We start from the raw sequence: 17,970 nt of genomic DNA, 5'->3' as shown, positions 1-17,970 counted from the left end.
AGATGCAATCGGTATACTCTGTGGCTTATTAATTTTAGCCATTTTTAAAGTAGGCAGAGAAGATGCAAGAATATATCGAATTTTTTCAAGCTAACCCTGTATTAAGTATCGCATGGGTTGGTTTATTTGCTGCAGTTGTGGTGATGACCATTAAATCAGCAACCTCAAAAGTGAGCAACGTCAATACTCAAGAACTGACCATGCTAATGAACAAGCAAGGCGCTAAAGTTGTTGATGTGCGCTCTCAAGACGATTACCGCAAAGGTCACATCGTTGACGCTATTCATGTGCCATTAGCAGAAATCAAAAATAATAAAGCGACTGCCCTTGAAAAGTTTAAAACCAGTCCCATTATTACTGTATGTGCTGCTGGAATGACATCTTCGCAAGCTGCTCAACTTCTTGTCGCTCAAGGGTTTGAGAATGTTCATAACCTAAAAGGCGGTATGGGTGATTGGCAAGCGGCAAACTTACCTGTTGTTAAAGGTAAGAAGTAAGATAACAAACTGGTGAGACCCAATTTACCGGGATGGTCTAAAATGTTGTCTAACGGCCACATTTTAGCGACAAGCCCAAATTTACGATTAGCTTCGCAGAAGAGCTAAAAAACATTTGAAGGTAGGAAATCATGGCTGAAGTAGCAAACAACGAAGAGCAAGCACCACAATTCAACATCCAACGCGTTTACACAAAAGATGTGTCTTTTGAAACGCCAAACAGCCCAGAAGTTTTCCAAAAAGAATGGAATCCAGAAGTTAAGCTGGATCTTGATACTCGTAGCAACAAGCTATCTGATGATGTTTATGAAGTGATCCTTTCTCTAACTGTTACTGCACAAAATGGCGAGCAAACTGCTTTCTTATGTGAAGTTCAACAAGCGGGTATCTTCTCTATCACTGGCTTAACTGAGCAACAACTTGCTCACTCTTTAGGTGCTTACTGCCCTAACGTACTATTCCCATACGCACGTGAAACAGTAGGTAACTTAGTTTCTCGTGGTACTTTCCCACAGCTTAACCTTGCTCCAGTGAACTTTGATGCACTATTTGCACAATATGTTCAACAGCGTCAGCAAGAAGCTGCTGCAGCACCAGCTGCTGAAGAAGCAAACGCATAATATATGAATAACACTGCTGAAATTGCGGTTTTAGGGGCGGGGTCTTACGGCACCGCCCTTGCCATTTCTCTTGCAAGAAGTGGCCACAAGACCTTACTTTGGGGTCATGAGCCTGAGCACATGACCGCGTTAACTAACGATCGCGCCAATAATGCCTTTCTACCAGGGATTACCTTTCCTGATAGTCTTGAAATTGAAGCCGACTTAGCCACCGCACTTGCTGCCACTAAAAATGTATTGGTTGTGGTGCCAAGCCATGTGTTTGGTTTAGTACTGCAACAGGCCAAGCCTTTGCTACGAGATGATGCACGCATTGTCTGGGCGACAAAAGGTTTAGAGCCTGAAACAGGTCGATTACTGCAAGATGTTGCTCTTGAGCATCTTGGGGATAAATTTCCATTAGCAGTATTATCAGGCCCAACCTTTGCAAAAGAACTGGCTGCAGGTATGCCAACAGCAATTTCGGTAGCGGGCACCTGCCCAAGCTTCACTAATGATTTAGTGGAACTACTGCATAGCCCGAAACGTTTACGTGTTTACGCTAATGATGATTTTACCGGCTTACAATTAGGTGGCGCAGTTAAAAACGTTATCGCAATTGGCGCTGGCATGTCTGATGGCATTGGCTTTGGTGCCAATGCACGCACCGCATTAATCACTCGTGGTTTGGTTGAGCTAACCCGTTTAGGCGTTGCTTTAGGTGCTGATGCTAATACCTTTATGGGTATGGCAGGCCTTGGTGACTTAGTACTAACTTGTACCGATAACCAATCACGTAACCGTCGTTTTGGCTTGGCATTAGGTAAAGGCTGCGATGTCGATACTGCTCAAGACGAAATCGGTCAAGTGGTTGAAGGCTATCGCAACACCAAAGAAGTTTACACTTTAGCTAAACGTCTTAATGTTGAAATGCCTATCACTGAGCAAATTTACCAAGTGTTATATCAAGGTAAAAGCCCAACAGATGCCGCTAAAGAGCTACTGGGTCGAGACCAAAAGTCTGAAACCATTAGTGAATAGCTAAGTGTGAATGCGACTAAAAGGGTGCTAATATAGCGCCCTTTTTTGTGGCTTAAATATACCGCTTGCTAGCTGATTAACGCTGTCGAGTAGGCAGCGTAAACTGTCACAATAATCGCCCCCAATCATTTTAAAGAGAGTAAGCTTGTGAAACATCATGACGTGATCATTATTGGCGCTGGCGCAGCAGGACTCATGTGCGCCTCTACTGCTGGCTATCGAGGTCGTGATGTTCTAGTGCTAGATAATGCTAAGCAAGCAGGCCGTAAAATTCTCATCAGTGGCGGCGGTCGTTGTAACTTCACTAATCAAAAAGTGGAACCTCACAACTTCTTGTGTGGTAACAGCCACTTTGTAAAATCTGCCTTAGCACGTTACCGTTCAAGTGACTTTATCGAGTTAGTTGAGCGTCATGGCATTGAATATCACGAGCGTGATCATGGGCAGTTATTTTGTAATGACTCAGCTAAAGAAATTGTCAGCATGTTAATGACAGAGTGTGAATGGGCTGGCGCGCAAATACAGCTACGCACTGAGATTGTGTCGGTCACCAAAAATGATGCTGGGCAGTTTGCAGTCGTGACCTCAAACGGTGAGTTTAGTTGTGAGTCACTGGTGATTGCCACGGGCGGCTTATCAATGCCCAAACTTGGCGCATCACCTTACGGTTACAAGCTTGCAGAACAATTTGGACTAAAGGTGTTACCGACCACAGCAGGCTTAGTGCCGTTTACATGGCATACGGAGCAAAAAGCGCGTTTTGAGCCTCTGTCGGGCATTGCGGTGCCAACAACAATCACCGCGCAAGATGGCACTCAGTTTAGCGAAGCATTGTTATTTACCCATCGCGGCTTATCAGGCCCGGCAATTTTACAAATTTCAAATTACTGGCAAGCAGGCCAAAGTATTAGCATTAACCTGTTACCCAATGAGTCAGCGAAAGATAAAATCGAGCTAGCGCTTGCAAATCACCCTAAGCAAAGCCTACGTAACACCATCAGCCAATGGCTACCAAAGCGCTTGGTTGAAGCGTTATTTGAAGCAGCACTGCTTGATAAAGCCTTAAACCAGTTAGGCCACGGTGAGCGTGAGCAAATAGCACAAGACCTTAATGAATGGTCAATCGTGATGAACGGTACCGAAGGCTATCGCACTGCTGAAGTCACCTTGGGTGGCGTTGATACTAATGAGTTATCATCTAAAACCATGCAGTCTAGCAAGGTTACTGGATTGTACTTTATTGGAGAGGTGATGGACGTAAGTGGTTGGTTAGGCGGGTTTAATTTTCAATGGGCTTGGTCGTCTGGTGTTGCTGCAGGTATGGCGGTTTAGTTGTAATGATGAAATTCGAACGAAGACTATTTGAACTCAACGAAGACAATCTTTTTGTGAAAATTGCTTTGAAACAATCTATGTGATTGATTGTGTAACCCTCCCTTATATCGATCATATTTTAAGAGAGTTTTCTTTATTTAACCGCTCATATAGCTTGGGCGGTAGATCGTTTAGTGATTCATGGGGCCGATCATAATTATATTCTTCAAGCCAACTGTCCGTGATTTCCCTTACTTCAGTCAAGCTGTTGAACAAATAACAGTCCAATACTTCATTTCGATAAGTTCGGTTAAATCGTTCAATAAACGCATTTTGAGTGGGCTTACCTGGCTTAATAAAGTCTAACTTAATACCGTGTTGTTCAGCCCATATCTCAAGTGCATGTGAGATAAACTCAGGCCCATTATCTTGCCTTAAACGCTTAGGGTAACCGCGATAGGCTGCGATTCTATCCAGTACACGTATTACCCGTTGAGCAGGTAAGCTTGAGTCCACTTCTATCGATAAAGCTTCACGATGATAGTCATCAATCACATTAAAAGTTCTGAACGACTTTCCTGAAAACAAGTTGTCGTTCATAAAATCCATTGACCAGCATTCATTTGCCTTTACAGGAACGGCTAGTGGCTCTGGCTCACGTGAGGGTAAACGTTTTTTGCCTTTACGTCGTAAGTTAAGTTTTAAACCACAATAAACGCGATACACACGTTTATGATCCCATTGATGCCCTAGGAGCCGTAGTCGTTTAAATATCTTTCGAAAACCATAAGCCCTATGTTTCTCTGCAATGCCTGATACGGCCTCAATGATGTCATTATCATCGATACGCTTGAGTTGGTAATAAAATGTGCAACGACTAATACTTAGCGCATCACAAGCCAACACAACACCTAGGCCAAATTCATTAATGGCATAGTGGGCTAACACCTTCCGCTCTGCTGGCTTTATAGCTTTTTTTCAACAATGTCTTTAAGTGCCATGTTTTGCAAACTGACATCTGCAAACATCTTTTTAAGCTTGGCATTTTCAGCTTCTAATTCACGCATACGGGTTAAATCAGAGGCTTGCATCCCACCGTATTTCGATTTCCATTTGTAATAGGTACTTTGACCAACATTATGTTTGCGGCATAACTCAGGCACAGTGAGTGCGCCTGACTCACCTTCTTTGAGGATATTGATAATTTGGCTTTCAGTAAAACGTGTCTTTTTCATGTGATTCTCCATTTGGTTTAGTGTAAATGGAAAACTCTATTTAAAACATTCTGATTTTAAGGGAGGGTTACAGCATCAAATTACCCCTAAAAAAGCCACCTTGTTAAAGGTGGCGAACCCATTTGGAGGTTGGGTGCAAGTTAATGCAAAGTATAGTTATCTAAAAAGTGGCATCCTGCCCAATGACCTCCTTGTGGATTCGATGAAATGGCAGAATGCCATTTCTTCGATTTCACAGCCCTTCAAAGGCTAATTATATCTTCCATGCTTTTGTTTACTGCGCTCTAGTGGCAGTCTGCACAGGTGTCATTTGGGTCAGCCACTTCGTGAGTGATATGACAAGTACCACAGTCCAAAATACCATCGTGTTGCTGATGAATTACACCTTCAATGCTGTCTAAACCGCCATGACAATCAATACAAGTTTGATTCTCATAAGCCATATCTGCTGATGGCTCACCGTCCATGTGACAAGCCTCGCATCCGGCCATATCTGTATGGGTGTCTGCGATTGACGCCGCAAATGCTGTACCAGAAAAACTCAGTAAAATGGTCAATCCTAAAACTTTAAGCATGGTTTACTCCTACATATTGATTAAGCAACGGTCATTTGACCGGTATAAAGAATGAAATTACGCAGTAACAGCACACCGAATAGGCTGCAACTTGCTGTGATAGCCACATATGAGAATTTACGTTTGGCTGATGCGGTCATGAATAAGTTAAACGCCAATGGCATTGCTAACCCGACGACGACAATACCTCCCCAGAACACCCAGCCCCAGAAACCTTCACCAATGGCATTAAGTGCAGCTACCTGGCTTTGACCACCGGTTAGGATAAGGCCAACAAAGAAAGTAAATAGCAGTGCTAATTCAAGCAAAATTAACGGAATTTCAATGTTATGGATAAAGTGCACTTCTTTACCATCAGGATTCCCTTTCATCAATAAACCGCCAAGCAAAGTGCCTGCAGCACCAGATGAAATACCCGAGATTAAGAACAACATTGGTAATACTGGGTTATTCAGCATTGGGAACGTGGTGAGTGCTGACAATAAGAACCCTGTGTAAGCACCCAGTGACAATGCAAGGATAACGAGTAACCCTGTAATGGTTGCTTCTAACTTCATTAAGTAGTTCAGTACTTTTTCAACGATAGGCCAGCGGTTATCACACCACTTCAGAATCGGCTCTTTGAACAAACATGCTAACCATGCAAACAATGCCACCTGATAAACCATGAGTACTGCTACACCCACTGACATTATCGATGTCGGATTGTAAAATACTAAAATTTTCCAAAAGTCGAACGGCTTGGTTAAATCGATAACCAAGATCCCTAAGCCACCCCATACGGCTAAAGGCGCAATGAGACAGGCCGCTTTTACGAAGCTTGATTTATAGGCATCTTTACCTAACTTGAAGTGCTTTAATAACACTGCAAAACAAATCGCACCGGCTGAAATACCTGCTAGAAATAAGTAAATGGCAATTGGCCAGGGCCAAACCAAACTGTCAAAGTGAAATGGGCTCATAATTTGATTTCTCCCTCTTGCGACGCAATACGGAACACTTTAGGGCGAGTGCCTAGTTCTGTTTTACTGCGATAGTTAGGCGTGGTCTTAAGCACTTCAACCACTTGTGAGTGGGGATCTTTAAGGTCGCCAAAGGTTAGTGCTTTTGTTGGACAGGCTTCAACACATGCTGGCTGTCTGCCTTCTTTTAAACGGGTCTCTTTACAGAAATCACATTTGTCAGCGGCTTTAGTCACAGGGTTAATAAAGCGAATTTGATATGGACAGGCGGCGATGCAATATAAGCAACCCACACACTTCCATTCATCAACACTCACAATACCTGTTTTAGGGTCATAGTAAGCTGAACCCGTTGGGCAAACGTTGACACAAGGCTTACCTTCACATTGCTGACAAGATTTTCGGGTAAAGCGATAGAATTGATTTGGGTATTCTCCATAAGGGCCTTCACGTTCAATATCTAAACGGCTTACACCTTCTGGTACATCATTAGCTTCACGGCAAGCGACGGAGCAGGCGTCACAACCAATACATTTGTTTTCATCATGGATCAGCGCATATTTACAGTTTGTTTCGTCACTACCTTGCTGACTTCTAGACTGTGCGATGCTAAGACCTGATGCGCCTGCAACACCAACCGCTGCTAAACATGCACCTTTTAAAAATAGTCTTCTTTCTTTTTTCATTGTTTTATCCTCCTGATTACTGGCTTTCATGACAGCTCACGCATGACTTAATGCGAACGGTCTCTGTTTGACCAATAACGGGATCAACTTCTGGATGTAGCTGATGGCAGTCTGCGCAGTTCACTTTGTCTGAGTGGACATTGTGGGTCCAATCAGCTTCGGCAAGTTCTTCTTGACCGTGACACGCCATACAAGCCGCTGTTTGTTGCTCTGCTGAGGCTGGTGAGTTTTCGCCAAAACCGATGAGCTCTGACTCGCCACGAGGATGTCTGCCTTTTTCACCATGACAGTCCTGGCAGGTCTGGCCTAATGCGTCATTAGCATGCATGCCATACATGTTGCCGTTTTTCTTGTGACACATGATGCATTGACGGTTTTGATTCATTTTAAACTCTGGGGTGTCAGCTTTAGCAATGGGTGCAGTAAAGCTGAGTACCACCATCAAAATGGAGGTCAGCAGGGGAAGGGTGATTCTTGAAATTCTGGACATAATGAGCCCTCACATAATTCAGTGATACAGTTGGATCTTGTTAAGGATTGGAGTGCTGAAAAAATTCTTCAGCACTCGATAGAGTTATGCTGCGAGAGAGTTCCGGATTAAGGTTTCATCACATTGTTGGTTACTCGCAAGGTGAATTACTTTAATGCCAACTTCTGCTAATGACTGGTCGATAAACTCATTATTTTCAGGTGTGTTGTGCTGTGGATCGGTAATCACCAATTTCACTGAAGATTGCTCATCGACAACGACATAGTCGAGGTGACAGTGCTGTAAATGCTGGTGAGCATCTTCTGGCTTGTCAGTATTGCCGATATCAACGATGCTATCCATTGTTGTGCCGTATAAGATGTTGTACTTACCCTTAACTATTGTATTTAGTTTATTGAAAATGCCAACTGGCTTATTCGCAATTCTATCTGGGTTTAATTTAATATTAACTCCCACATTCTTTACATGGCTTGTTTTGAAAAACTTTATGCAGGTCATAGTAAATGTCACTAAAACAAAAGGGACAACCAAGAACAATACAAAGTAGACAAAAGCATAGCTTAATATGACTGATGTGTTCATAAACGCCTCCAAACTTTCATTGATTATTAAATTTATATTTTTAACGCAGAGCCAGTATTTCGTTCTTCAGCTTTATAAACATTGATTTAAATCAATTTAATAATGAGATGGTTATTTTTGTATTTAAATATCTAACTTGCAGCTGTTTATTATTATTCGCAATTTATAAATTTGAATATTCACTTTCCCAATTTCATTTTTTGAATATTTGAATCAAATATTTTAATTGTTGAAATGTGTGTATTCTATAATTTTAAAGTGATATTTTTAAAGTGTGTTTAATTGTCGGGAGCCCTTATGTAGCCTAGATTTTACGTTTTGACTTTTGTTGTTTTATAATTTTTTATTAATAATTGGTGATCCCAGTTGTGAGTATTTCAATGTTTACATAATTGCTATTCATTATCTGTATATCCAAATAAGTGACTTGGTCAACATTTTCAAAAAAACAATTAAAATAAAACAACAAACATAAATATAAATTTGGTATTATGAAATTGAACTTATCATTGGGAGGTATTTAGATGAGAGATATTAGCTATAGTGACCTAGATTTATTAAGCATTAATATTCTAGTGAACCTCTATGAAAACAAATCTGCGACATATGTATCGAATAAATTGAATGTACCAGCGCCCAAGATAAGCCGTTGCCTTAAACATGCTCGTGAAATTTTTGGTAATGAGCTATTTATACGCAAGAAGTATGGCCTAGTACCTAACGAGTTCGCAGGAAAGGTTTATCCCATTGCGAAGCAGATCTTAGAATGCTCTAATAGCCTACAACAGCTACATGGTGAGGCTGTTGCTGATAATGTTCATAACTTTGAAATTGTCGCACCTGATTTAGTGTCATTTCCATTCCCTAAGATGTTATTAACATCTATTAGAGATGCAGGTAAAGATGTTAACTTTAATATTTCTGCTTGGAATAAGTCTTCTCTTGATAGTATTGTGTCTGGTGACATCGATATTGGAATATGTTGCAGTAAAGCATTAGATAAATTAGAAAAAATTGATGATAACCTTGCTGTTTTACCTTTGATGAAATTGAATAAGCTTTTTTTGATTTGTGATGATAAACATCCAATTCTAAAAGAAGAAATTACTTTAGAGTCAATTGCCAAATACCCTTACGTTAATAGTAATGTCGGTGATGCAGAGCAAAAAATGAGTGGGTTTCAAGAATATTGCTCCCGCAAACAAATACCGCTAAATACTGAAATGGATTTAAATGGTGTTTCTAGCTTATTCGAATACCTAAGACAAACTAACGCCGTTGCACTGCTGCCTTATAGCTCTATATATAACATGATTAATACAACACCTGGCTTGCATGCTTGTCGGATAGCAGAAGTTGAATCGGAAAGGCTGTATATGGAAGTCGAAGCTCCAACCTTATATATGGTTTATAAAAAGAATAATCATGAAGCTAATTTTCACTGGCTATCAGAAAAAATTCAAGGGTTAGTCCACTCCGCATTACATTAAAGGTATATGTAATCGTAAATATAAAAAGGCCACTAGATTAATAGTGGCCTTTTTATATATTTATGTATTGAATGATAGAAGTGTGGATTGCACTTTTTGAAATTATATATTTAATAATTGGCTTTGTTTTATTTTTTTATAACTATCCTGTGCACTTTTTAAATGAATTGTCATTGAATCTGATAATAGTGTCGTAAAGTTTTTATCATGGGCATCATGATATTGTAGAAAGTGCTTTGGATGTAGAATTTCTTCTACGTGTTTTAAATTTTCATTATAGAATTCTGTAATATCGATTAATTCAATATCATCTCGCTTCTTAGCGAGTTCATAGGGAAATACTGATGGTGCAGAACAAATATCCTCGGAGTGGGCTGCTCGTTCAAAGGCCATGAGTAAACTGGAAGTGATCAAGCTAATATTCGCTTTTTTGTTGACCGTTTTACTGCAAAGATCTACTAATGTGGTTAGTTCTGCAATCGGGGCGTTATTAATGAAGATTAGACGGTAGTCTAATATCGTTTCAAGGCTAATTGGCTTTTGCAATATTGGATGGCCCTTCTTGACCGCCAGAAACCTAAATTCAATATCACCCAACTTGTTGTTTATGACATTCTCGTGCATAAACTCGCGAGACGAAATGGCATAGTCTAGCTTTCCTTGAACAATCAACTGTTCTACATTTTCAGTCCAAGGGTTAATGTCGACGGTTAAGCTTATATTAAGGCTCTTACTGACTTGCTCAATGGATTTAAAAATGAATGATGACATCTGTTCTGGTGCAGCAATATGAAGCACTTTGTGTTGCTCTGGTTGCGTGTTGGCTACAACCGCCATTTGGTCATAAGCTGCAATTATATTTTTAGCTAAAGGGTATAGGCGCGAGGCCATGGCGTTGGGCTGTAAGCCATATTGCTTTCTGATAAACAGTTCATCATGGATAACTTCACGCATGTTGCTTAGCGCTCGGCTTATCTTAGGCTGAGTGCTATTGAGTTTCTCTGCCACTATGCTGCCATTTTTAAATTCGAATAAACCGATCAGCACTTTTAACGTAAAATAATCTAGTCTTGACAGTTGTTTTTGCATAGTTTTTTACCAAGTGAGCCAGTCTGGATGAGTAAGTTAGCATAATATGTAGTTGCTAAAGTGTGCTTAAATCACACAAATACCTAAATAGGGGTATGTTTTTGGGTTTGTACGATCTATTTCTCATTATATTCAGTTAGATACTGCATTAATTTGAGGTGCTTGTTGTTGGTTTGTTCTGGTTTGGTGACGTTGAGGTTTAAGATGCTAAACTTTTATCTGCCTTGTTGGTCACAGGGGGCTTTAATTAATGAAAACCATTCCCAATACGCAGATAAAGCGTAAAAGTATTGATAGTTTCCTAGATAATGGCGAGTTAGTAGCGGAATACATCACAGAGGTGACTTTGTACAAAAAAATCCTTATTGCGTTTATTGCACTTGTCATTAGTGGTTGTGCTGCACGTATTGAGCAAACTGCTGGCAATGGCATAGCTGTCGATGGGTATAGCGTAATGACTGATGCTCAACGATGGAATGAAGCTCGTTTACTGCAATTTCACCAGCAGTGGCAGGGTACACCATATCGATTAGGCGGATTAACCAAAAAAGGCTTAGATTGTTCTGGTTTGGTGTATGTGGCTTATCAAGATCTCGTGGGGCCCAGTATTCCAAGAACTGTGCAAGGTCAAACAAGCTTAGGTATTCGCATTGCTAAAAGTGACTTACAAAGTGGTGATTTAGTGTTTTTTAAAACCACGGGCAGTGGACGTCATGTTGGGGTGTATTTGTCTGGTAATCGCTTTTTACATGTATCGACCAAAAAAGGGGTGATTATTTCCAGTATGGATAATGTTTATTGGAAACCGCGATACTGGTTTGCTAGTCGTATTTAACACCGTTTCGCTATCTGTTGATCAATCTCTCCGCTATGGCAGATAAATTATGTTATTTTAGCCTCATCTAAGTCGTTATTGTTTATGTGATCAAGTTTAAGGACCCAGTCATGACTAAAGCTAAAATCGGTATTGTTACTGTAAGTGATCGTGCGAGTGCAGGTGTATACGAAGATTTATCAGGTAAGGCCATCATTGCTGTACTAAATGAGTACTTAACCTCTGAATGGGAACCTGTTTATAAAGTTATCCCTGATGAGACAGATGTGATTGAAGCCACCTTGATAAAAATGGCCGATGAGCAAAATTGCAGTTTGATTGTGACCACTGGTGGTACCGGCCCTGCTAAGCGTGATGTGACCCCTGAAGCCACAGAAGCGGTGTGTGATCGCATGATGCCAGGCTTTGGTGAGCTAATGCGCGCTGAGTCATTAAAGTTTGTACCAACGGCTATTTTGTCTCGTCAAACAGCAGGTTTACGCGGTGATTCACTGATTGTTAATTTACCAGGCAAGCCTAAGTCAATTCGTGAATGCTTAGATGCAGTGTTCCCAGCGATCCCTTACTGTATTGATTTAATGGATGGCCCATTCTTAGAATGTGATGAAGCGGTAATTAAGCCATTTAGACCGAAAGCTAAATAATGAGCTGAGAAGTTTGTTATAGCGATGAATAAAAACCAGCCGCGGCTGGTTTTTATGTTTGTAATCTGGCATTTAAGCCCCTTTTCGGAGGATTAAATTGGCACTGTAACCAGTAAATAACACCAAACTTGGTATGGCAACAAGGTGGGCAAATATATCGGGTTCAGTACTAAAGTTTAGCCAAAATAGTAATCCCCAGCTTATTAATAAATAGCCAATGCTGAGTGCGATATGTGGTATGTACTTTTTCATTGTAGTTTCCTTACTGGGTATTTCATTCACTAAGTTGTTACTGGCTGAGCTCCTCAATGACCAGCTTTAAACTTACCTCTATCAGTATAAAAACTAGACAATCCGTTCGTAAGTGTCATTATTGACAAAATCAGGGTCGATAGTGACATTGTTTGGGGTTTATCATGAAAAGGATTTACATTCTTGCTGCGGGTAATGTTGTCGCAGGTGGTTTAGTCAGTTTTCTCGATGTGTTCAGTTTCTGTAATAGTTATTGGCGGCGGATGCATGCCGAGGTGACTGAAGACTTATTCCATTGTCAGGTCATTTCCAGTGATGGCGAAAACGTTAAAACCACCCAAGGATTCGAAATTCCTGCCAAAGGCTTTGAGCATCCTGAAGATATTTTGCAAGCTGATGCGGTTATTTTGGCAGCCTCTTTTGTGACCAATCGGCAGGAATTTCAAGCGCTGTTAACCGATTTTGAGCCATTGTTTGCGCCGCTAGCCACCTTTGTGGAAAGTGAAAAACCGTTAGCGGCTTATTGTTCTGGGACACTATTGCTAGCGGCATCGGGGCTACTTAACCAAAGGCGAGCCACGACGGTGTGGTGGCTAAGGGAAATGTTTGAGCGCAACTTTAAAGAAGTTGATTTGAGTATGGATACATTCATTGTGTCTGATGGTCAGTTTCACACTGCAGGGGCGACCACCTCTAATTTAAGTTTGGCACTGCATTTGGTATCAATGCTGGCTGGTGAAGAGCTGGCGCAACAGATGTCGAAGATATTATTGATTGACCCCAATCGCTCTCAACAGCCCTTTATGACCATGTCGATTAATCCTGAGCAACATAATGATGAGCTGATCCAAAAGGTGCAGTTATGGATGCAGGTGGATTTGAGCCAGCATTGGTCATTGGATGACATTGCCGATAAATTTGCTGTGGGTAAACGCACCTTAATCAGACGCTTTAAAAAAGCGGTTAATGAAACCCCAGCCAGTTATATGCAGCGCTTACGTGTGGATGAGGCGAAACGCTTACTGGAAACTACCGATCTTGCCATTGAGCACATTGTTCAGCGGGTCGGCTATGAGGATGTCAGTTCATTTAGAAAGCTGTTTATTCAACTCACCAGCTTAAGCCCTAGGGCATACAGGCAAAAATTTAATATTAATATCCGTTGGTAACTTTAATCTGGTTATTCATGATGACGAAGTCTATGACAATGACAGTCAATTAATCAGCTGCTTAAGTTCATCGCCTGTTTCGAGCAAACTCCTTGTAGATGATTGAACATGACTGGCTCGATGTTACTTGAGCCAGTCATGTTCAAATGATTAATTAACAGGCATTACAATCCAAAGACCACTTTTTCACTTTTAAGTAGTCGCTCTAACCCTAGTGCAAGGGCGATTGAAATCACTATGGTGGCAGCTGATGAAACTAACAGCTGCAACATAGGCACTTCACGGCCTTTAATAAACGCCATTAACGCTTGCTGCTGGCCTGAAACCGGAAGCCACTCAAGTACATCTGGAGCAATGTTATAACTGGCGGCCATGGATAATGCCAGCGGCACAAATAACACCATAGTCAGATAAGACTGCGCCTCTTTAAAGCTTTTGGCCATGAAAGACACAAACAGTTGCAGTGTTGCCGCCATGATGGCGAGTGGAATGCCGATAAATAGCATCAGTCCCATAAAGTCAGGCGAAATAGTGACGCTAAAGCCCAGCTGCTGCCAAGGCACAAAGGTATAAGCGAATTTAGAGACGATTAAAATCAAGATTAACCCCAGCAAGGCAAAGCAAGTAACTGCGATAATTTTGCCCAGCACTAACTGACGGGTACTAATAGGGTGGCTGAGTAACAATGCCAATGAATTACGCTCGCGTTCACCGGCACTGGTATCAATGGCCAAGTTCATGCCAGAGATAAACACCGAATAAATCATGGTGAAAATCGCAATGCCGAGAATAAAGCCGCCTTTAGAGTCAGGTGTAGCCTGATCTTCTACAACAACTTTAACTGGCTGTACAACCGCTGGATTAATTCCGCGTGCAATTAAGCGTAAACTGCCCATTTCACTGCTGTAAGCTTGCAACTGTAGCTCAACTCTACGAATTGATTTTTGTAGCTTTTCATTAGAGTTATCTGCAATTAAGGTTACTTCAGCAGGTTTAGCTGCCGCCATTTGTGCGGCGTAGTCAGCACTGATGAGCAGCTCTATTTCTTTGGTGTCGTTATCATCAGTATGGGTAATACCGCGATTATTTAAAAAGCGCACTAAGTCAGGGGCATTGTCAGCATTGCTGATTTTAATGTTGAGATCTTCAGGGCTTGAAAGCTGACCAATAAGCACCATAAACATGCCGCACATTAAAATAGGTGTACCAATGGCGTAATATAATCCCGCCATCACCGAACGCTTGTCACGCATTGCATCAATCAGTTCTTTTTGAACCATAGCTATCACTGTTTTCATTAGGCTGGCATTCCTTTGTCAGTATTGAAATCAAGATTGATCAATGCGGGGTTATTTGCTGGCTGCATTTTACTTTTGAACGGGATAAGTTCTTTTTCAATTATGGCTAATATGGTTTTCATTAGGCTGCGATCCCTTCGTCAGTTCCAATCAGTTTTATAAAGGCTTCTTCTAATGAGTCTTCGCCTGTTTGCTGGCATAACTCGGCAGGGCTACCAGTGGCAACAACCTTACCGTCGGCCATCACAATCACTTGGTCACACAGCGCGGCGACTTCTTGCATCACATGGCTTGAGAACAACACACAATGACCGGCTTCTTTAAGCTCGATTAGAATGTCACGCAGTAAGCGGGTACTCATCACATCCAAACCACGGGTTGGCTCATCCAAAATAATATTAGTTGGCTGGTGGACTATGGCCTGGGCTAATGCTGTTTTCATCCGCTGACCTTGGGAAAACCCCTTACAACGTCTATCGGCAATATCTTCTAGCTTAAGCTGTGCAATCACATTAGTGGTTGCTTGCTTAGCATCAGCTTTTGACATGCCGCTAAGTTGGGCAAAATAACTGATATATTCTCTAGGAGATAAACGCTCATAGAGGCCAAATGGATCAGGAAATAAGCCTAACTGGGCTTTGGCTTTAGTGGGCTCTTTGGCGACATCAATACCGTCGATTTCAGCATGACCTTCATCGGCAGCGAGTAAGCCAAATACTGTGCGCAGACAGGTGGTTTTACCTGCGCCATTGGGGCCAAGTAGGCCAGTAATATGGCCGTCATGGGCACTGAAACTTAAGTTGTCTAACGCTTGTACGTCACCAATTTTCTTCGAGAGATTAGATACGGTAATCATGATTATTCTTCCCCTGCTGGAATGGTTTCAACAGTATTGGCATTGAGGTAAAAGCTGCGGCGGGTGTCTTGTTCAAGGCATTCAGCATCGATACCGTCAATTGAACCTGACTTGACTAAATCGGCGATTAACTCATTCCCACAGCTTTGATAGGCCACGCCGTGGGTCGCATACATAGAGGTAAAATGCTTCGCATTAGTCAATTTTTCAGTGGCCATATCGCCCCAGCTTGGCGGTGTTGCTGGATCTAACTCACCTGATAATAAAAGCGTTGGAATATCACTTTCAATGGCGTCACTAAAGCTGTCATCTACCGCAGGAATTGCCCACACGTTACAGGTCGCTTCTAAGCCTTCGAGCATGGTTCTACTCATATAAGAGTTTTGCGCTTGCTGGCGTATATCATCGGTAATGCGGTGAATATCTTCACCACACACGACAGAAGCGTGCATGCCCATGGCGATACCTGTGCTATCAGCTGTCAGGGTGTAAATACCAAGTATTGGTTGGTAATTCCCTAATGCCGCTTGATGAATAGCATGAGGGATTAAAGCGCGAATATTGGGCATATATAACGCCATTCTGATAGCGCCATTATATTTACCGCGAGTGAGGGTAAAGCTGGCTATCTCATCGGTTTGTGGGTCGCGAGTTTGGGTAATAATAGGCGCTTTAGCTAGGGCTGAGTCTACTGTTTCAAACTCTTGCTTCAACTCAGGGAACTGCTGCTGACATTGGGCGTTTTGCTGGCAATCTTTAAATAATAAATCATAGCCACGGTCAATAGCGCTGCCAATGGCGATAACACTTTGCTGCATTGGCACAACGCCATCTAAGGTTACTGTGGCTATGGCTTGCGGGTATTCACGCATATAAAGCTGCGCCATGCGGGTACCGTAAGATACACCATAAAGGTGCAGTTTTTCATAACCTAAATGCTGACGCACGGCTTCAAAATCGGTTAGTGCAGTTAAGCTGCCATATTGGCTGACATCGGCATCAAGGTTATCAAGGCATTCTTGGGTGTCTTTGGTGATATCAATATCGTCATCATTAAAAGATAGCGCCGACATGGTGTCATCATCACAAGCCAGCAGGTTTGATTGGCCCGTGCCGCGCTGATCTATCAGTAATATATCCCTATCTTGGCGTACTTTGGCTAACATGCGATCAAAGCCCGCGGCATTTTCAATGGCTGACTGACCGGGGCCGCCTGCAATGGCGAGCATGGCTTGTTTTTTAAAGCTGGGCTTGATGGCTGGCAATACTGCGTAATGAACCGCAATTTGTTTGCCATCAGGTTTGGCTGGGTTTTCAGCAAGCTCAAGTGAGCCACATTGCATTTGCTCTGATAAACCATCGAGGTAGCAGCTAGATAAGATGTCGCTGTTACTTACTGCAATCTTGTTTTGACTAGCATCAGCCAAAGCGGCGCTACTAAGCCCCAAGCTACAGATGCTCATAGCAACGCTTAGACCAATACTGATGCTTAGCGCCGAAAGTAATAAAGACGAACGCTTTTTGCTGCCCACCTTTATTGGTTGGTTAACCATGTCTGACTCTCCTTGTGACATTAGTTGGTTGATGTTCATGACATCTTTCCTTTTTGCATTTCATGATGATTATGGATAAATCATGACTGCTTGCTTAAGTGCGACCGTCGTTAAGGAGGCTGGCAAAGGACCTCACAGTTAATCCGACGGCAATTTTTAGCTTTAATAAATGCTGAAAATCTCTAACTTGTAGCTTTAACTCGCACTGCGATAGCAGTCATGTTGTAAATTCTTAAATTGATTCTAAATAACATTGCTGTCAATTACTTAGAGTGTACTTATTTATAAGCTCACTATGAAGCTGTCAATTAAGGTTATTTGAGCATTATGACTTAATCACCTGTTAGCTACTGGCGGTGTGTTCACTAATTTATCGAACACGTGTCCAGTATTGTCTATGTACCTCAAGTGTATTTGTATTGCCAAATTTTAGCGCGAAACAGGATTTAGCGGGTCATTTTGTAAGCCTCAACAGCGCTTGTTAATAACTATAACGCGAATAATGAGGTTACTTTTTTGCTGGCAGTCGCTTTAGATCCACAATATCACAAGTTGTAAGGCTACATTGTCCGATGACAGTTGTTAGATAAGTTGGTCAATATAGTAAACCACAGCCAGTCGCTAATTATCATACTCATACAGCTTGTATGGTTAGCGAGTGTCATGGTGTCGTTACCAGAGCAGGGCGAAATTGAGCCAATATATTATTGCGGTGACATCGAGTTACTGGTGTTAATGGCTATTTTGCTGGTTATCAGCAAAGACAAGTTATGGGAAAACCCTGTTACGCAAATGTAATAATC

The 17,970-nt window shown here is 41.7% G+C and carries 21 protein-coding genes; 9 read left to right on the top strand and 12 right to left on the bottom strand.

The genetic code is table 11. The annotated features are described in order from the left end of the window. Positions 1-62: 62 nt before the first annotated feature. From BCU57_RS18380 to BCU57_RS18365, 4 genes are all read left to right on the top strand, one after another. Positions 63-497, top strand: a complete 435-nt coding sequence (locus tag BCU57_RS18380) for a rhodanese-like domain-containing protein (RefSeq protein ID WP_076541491.1) — start codon at positions 63-65, stop codon at positions 495-497. 131 nt (positions 498-628) lie between these two features. Continuing rightward, positions 629-1,117 carry a protein-export chaperone SecB gene (gene secB / locus BCU57_RS18375; RefSeq protein ID WP_102435374.1) on the top strand — a complete coding sequence of 163 codons (489 nt, stop codon included), beginning with the start codon at positions 629-631 and terminating at the stop codon, positions 1,115-1,117. Between the two features lie 3 nt (positions 1,118-1,120). Beyond that, a complete protein-coding gene (gene gpsA, locus BCU57_RS18370) occupies positions 1,121-2,137 on the top strand; it encodes an NAD(P)H-dependent glycerol-3-phosphate dehydrogenase (protein ID WP_102435372.1) in 1,017 nt (338 codons plus the stop codon). A 147-nt stretch (positions 2,138-2,284) separates the two neighbouring features. Next, a complete protein-coding gene (locus BCU57_RS18365) occupies positions 2,285-3,469 on the top strand; it encodes an NAD(P)/FAD-dependent oxidoreductase (RefSeq protein WP_102435370.1) in 1,185 nt (394 codons plus the stop codon). Between the two features lie 114 nt (positions 3,470-3,583). Here BCU57_RS18365 and BCU57_RS18360 read toward each other — a convergent pair. The 6 genes from BCU57_RS18360 to BCU57_RS18335 form a co-directional block, all read right to left on the bottom strand. Continuing rightward, a protein-coding gene (locus BCU57_RS18360; protein WP_102435368.1) for an IS3 family transposase occupies positions 3,584-4,686 on the bottom strand; the annotation gives its coding sequence in 2 pieces (ribosomal slippage) (positions 3,584-4,422 and positions 4,422-4,686; 1,104 coding nt in all). Positions 4,687-4,970: 284 nt separating this feature from the next. Further along, positions 4,971-5,261 (bottom strand): cytochrome c3 family protein, encoded by a 291-nt coding sequence (locus BCU57_RS18355; protein WP_102435366.1) that lies wholly within the window; start codon positions 5,259-5,261, stop codon positions 4,971-4,973. Positions 5,262-5,281: 20 nt separating this feature from the next. Then, positions 5,282-6,223: a cytochrome c nitrite reductase subunit NrfD gene (gene nrfD / locus BCU57_RS18350; protein ID WP_102435364.1), complete on the bottom strand. Its 942-nt coding sequence runs from the start codon at positions 6,221-6,223 to the stop codon at positions 5,282-5,284. Then, the gene (locus tag BCU57_RS18345; RefSeq protein ID WP_102435361.1) at positions 6,220-6,909 is read right to left on the bottom strand and encodes a 4Fe-4S dicluster domain-containing protein; all 690 of its coding nucleotides are present in this window, start codon (positions 6,907-6,909) and stop codon (positions 6,220-6,222) included. The genes nrfD and BCU57_RS18345 overlap by 4 nt, the downstream gene beginning before the upstream one ends. A 16-nt stretch (positions 6,910-6,925) precedes the next feature. Further along, positions 6,926-7,399: a nitrite reductase gene (locus tag BCU57_RS18340; protein WP_102435359.1), complete on the bottom strand. Its 474-nt coding sequence runs from the start codon at positions 7,397-7,399 to the stop codon at positions 6,926-6,928. Between the two features lie 84 nt (positions 7,400-7,483). After that, positions 7,484-7,981, bottom strand: a complete 498-nt coding sequence (locus tag BCU57_RS18335) for a DUF2726 domain-containing protein (protein ID WP_102435357.1) — start codon at positions 7,979-7,981, stop codon at positions 7,484-7,486. A gap of 524 nt (positions 7,982-8,505) precedes the next feature. Between BCU57_RS18335 and BCU57_RS18330 the strand changes: the two genes are divergently transcribed. Further along, positions 8,506-9,471: a LysR family transcriptional regulator gene (locus BCU57_RS18330; RefSeq protein WP_102435893.1), complete on the top strand. Its 966-nt coding sequence runs from the start codon at positions 8,506-8,508 to the stop codon at positions 9,469-9,471. A gap of 102 nt (positions 9,472-9,573) precedes the next feature. On the opposite strand, the gene BCU57_RS18325 is transcribed toward BCU57_RS18330, so the two are convergent. After that, complete coding sequence (locus tag BCU57_RS18325; RefSeq protein ID WP_102435895.1) at positions 9,574-10,560, bottom strand: LysR family transcriptional regulator; 987 nt, start codon at positions 10,558-10,560, stop codon at positions 9,574-9,576. Positions 10,561-10,810: 250 nt separating this feature from the next. Here BCU57_RS18325 and BCU57_RS18320 point away from each other — a divergent pair, with 250 nt between their 5' ends. Together BCU57_RS18320 and mog are read left to right on the top strand one after the other, a co-directional pair. Then, positions 10,811-11,395: a C40 family peptidase gene (locus BCU57_RS18320; protein WP_102435897.1), complete on the top strand. Its 585-nt coding sequence runs from the start codon at positions 10,811-10,813 to the stop codon at positions 11,393-11,395. 110 nt (positions 11,396-11,505) lie between these two features. Next, positions 11,506-12,039 carry a molybdopterin adenylyltransferase gene (mog, locus tag BCU57_RS18315; RefSeq protein WP_102435899.1) on the top strand — a complete coding sequence of 178 codons (534 nt, stop codon included), beginning with the start codon at positions 11,506-11,508 and terminating at the stop codon, positions 12,037-12,039. A 72-nt stretch (positions 12,040-12,111) separates the two neighbouring features. Here the strand turns inward: mog and BCU57_RS18310 are convergent, their stop codons facing one another. Next, positions 12,112-12,291 carry a hypothetical protein gene (locus tag BCU57_RS18310; protein WP_102435901.1) on the bottom strand — a complete coding sequence of 60 codons (180 nt, stop codon included), beginning with the start codon at positions 12,289-12,291 and terminating at the stop codon, positions 12,112-12,114. Positions 12,292-12,455: 164 nt separating this feature from the next. Between BCU57_RS18310 and BCU57_RS18305 the strand changes: the two genes are divergently transcribed. Continuing rightward, positions 12,456-13,460, top strand: coding sequence for a GlxA family transcriptional regulator (locus BCU57_RS18305; RefSeq protein ID WP_102435903.1), 1,005 nt, complete (start codon positions 12,456-12,458; stop codon positions 13,458-13,460). A gap of 164 nt (positions 13,461-13,624) precedes the next feature. Here BCU57_RS18305 and BCU57_RS18300 read toward each other — a convergent pair whose 3' ends face one another. The 4 genes from BCU57_RS18300 to BCU57_RS18285 are packed head-to-tail and all read right to left on the bottom strand — an operon-like array spanning position 13,625 to position 17,167. Next, positions 13,625-14,758, bottom strand: coding sequence for an ABC transporter permease (locus tag BCU57_RS18300; RefSeq protein ID WP_102435905.1), 1,134 nt, complete (start codon positions 14,756-14,758; stop codon positions 13,625-13,627). Further along, positions 14,758-14,880 (bottom strand): hypothetical protein, encoded by a 123-nt coding sequence (locus tag BCU57_RS18295; RefSeq protein ID WP_277869075.1) that lies wholly within the window; start codon positions 14,878-14,880, stop codon positions 14,758-14,760. Before BCU57_RS18295 ends, BCU57_RS18300 begins: the two co-directional genes overlap by 1 nt. After that, a complete protein-coding gene (locus BCU57_RS18290) occupies positions 14,880-15,614 on the bottom strand; it encodes an ATP-binding cassette domain-containing protein (protein WP_102435907.1) in 735 nt (244 codons plus the stop codon). The genes BCU57_RS18295 and BCU57_RS18290 overlap by 1 nt, the downstream gene beginning before the upstream one ends. Before the next feature lie 2 nt (positions 15,615-15,616). Continuing rightward, the gene (locus BCU57_RS18285; RefSeq protein ID WP_241903445.1) at positions 15,617-17,167 is read right to left on the bottom strand and encodes an alpha/beta hydrolase; all 1,551 of its coding nucleotides are present in this window, start codon (positions 17,165-17,167) and stop codon (positions 15,617-15,619) included. A 663-nt stretch (positions 17,168-17,830) separates the two neighbouring features. On the opposite strand from BCU57_RS18285, the gene BCU57_RS18280 reads away from it, so the two are divergent. Next, positions 17,831-17,965: a hypothetical protein gene (locus BCU57_RS18280; protein WP_277869076.1), complete on the top strand. Its 135-nt coding sequence runs from the start codon at positions 17,831-17,833 to the stop codon at positions 17,963-17,965. Positions 17,966-17,970: the final 5 nt, after the last annotated feature.

Source organism: Shewanella sp. 10N.286.48.B5 (assembly GCF_002874355.2).
Taxonomy (GTDB): domain Bacteria; phylum Pseudomonadota; class Gammaproteobacteria; order Enterobacterales; family Shewanellaceae; genus Shewanella.
The sequence above is the reverse complement of the archived record's forward strand: the minus strand, read 5'-3'. Positions and strand labels throughout refer to the sequence as shown.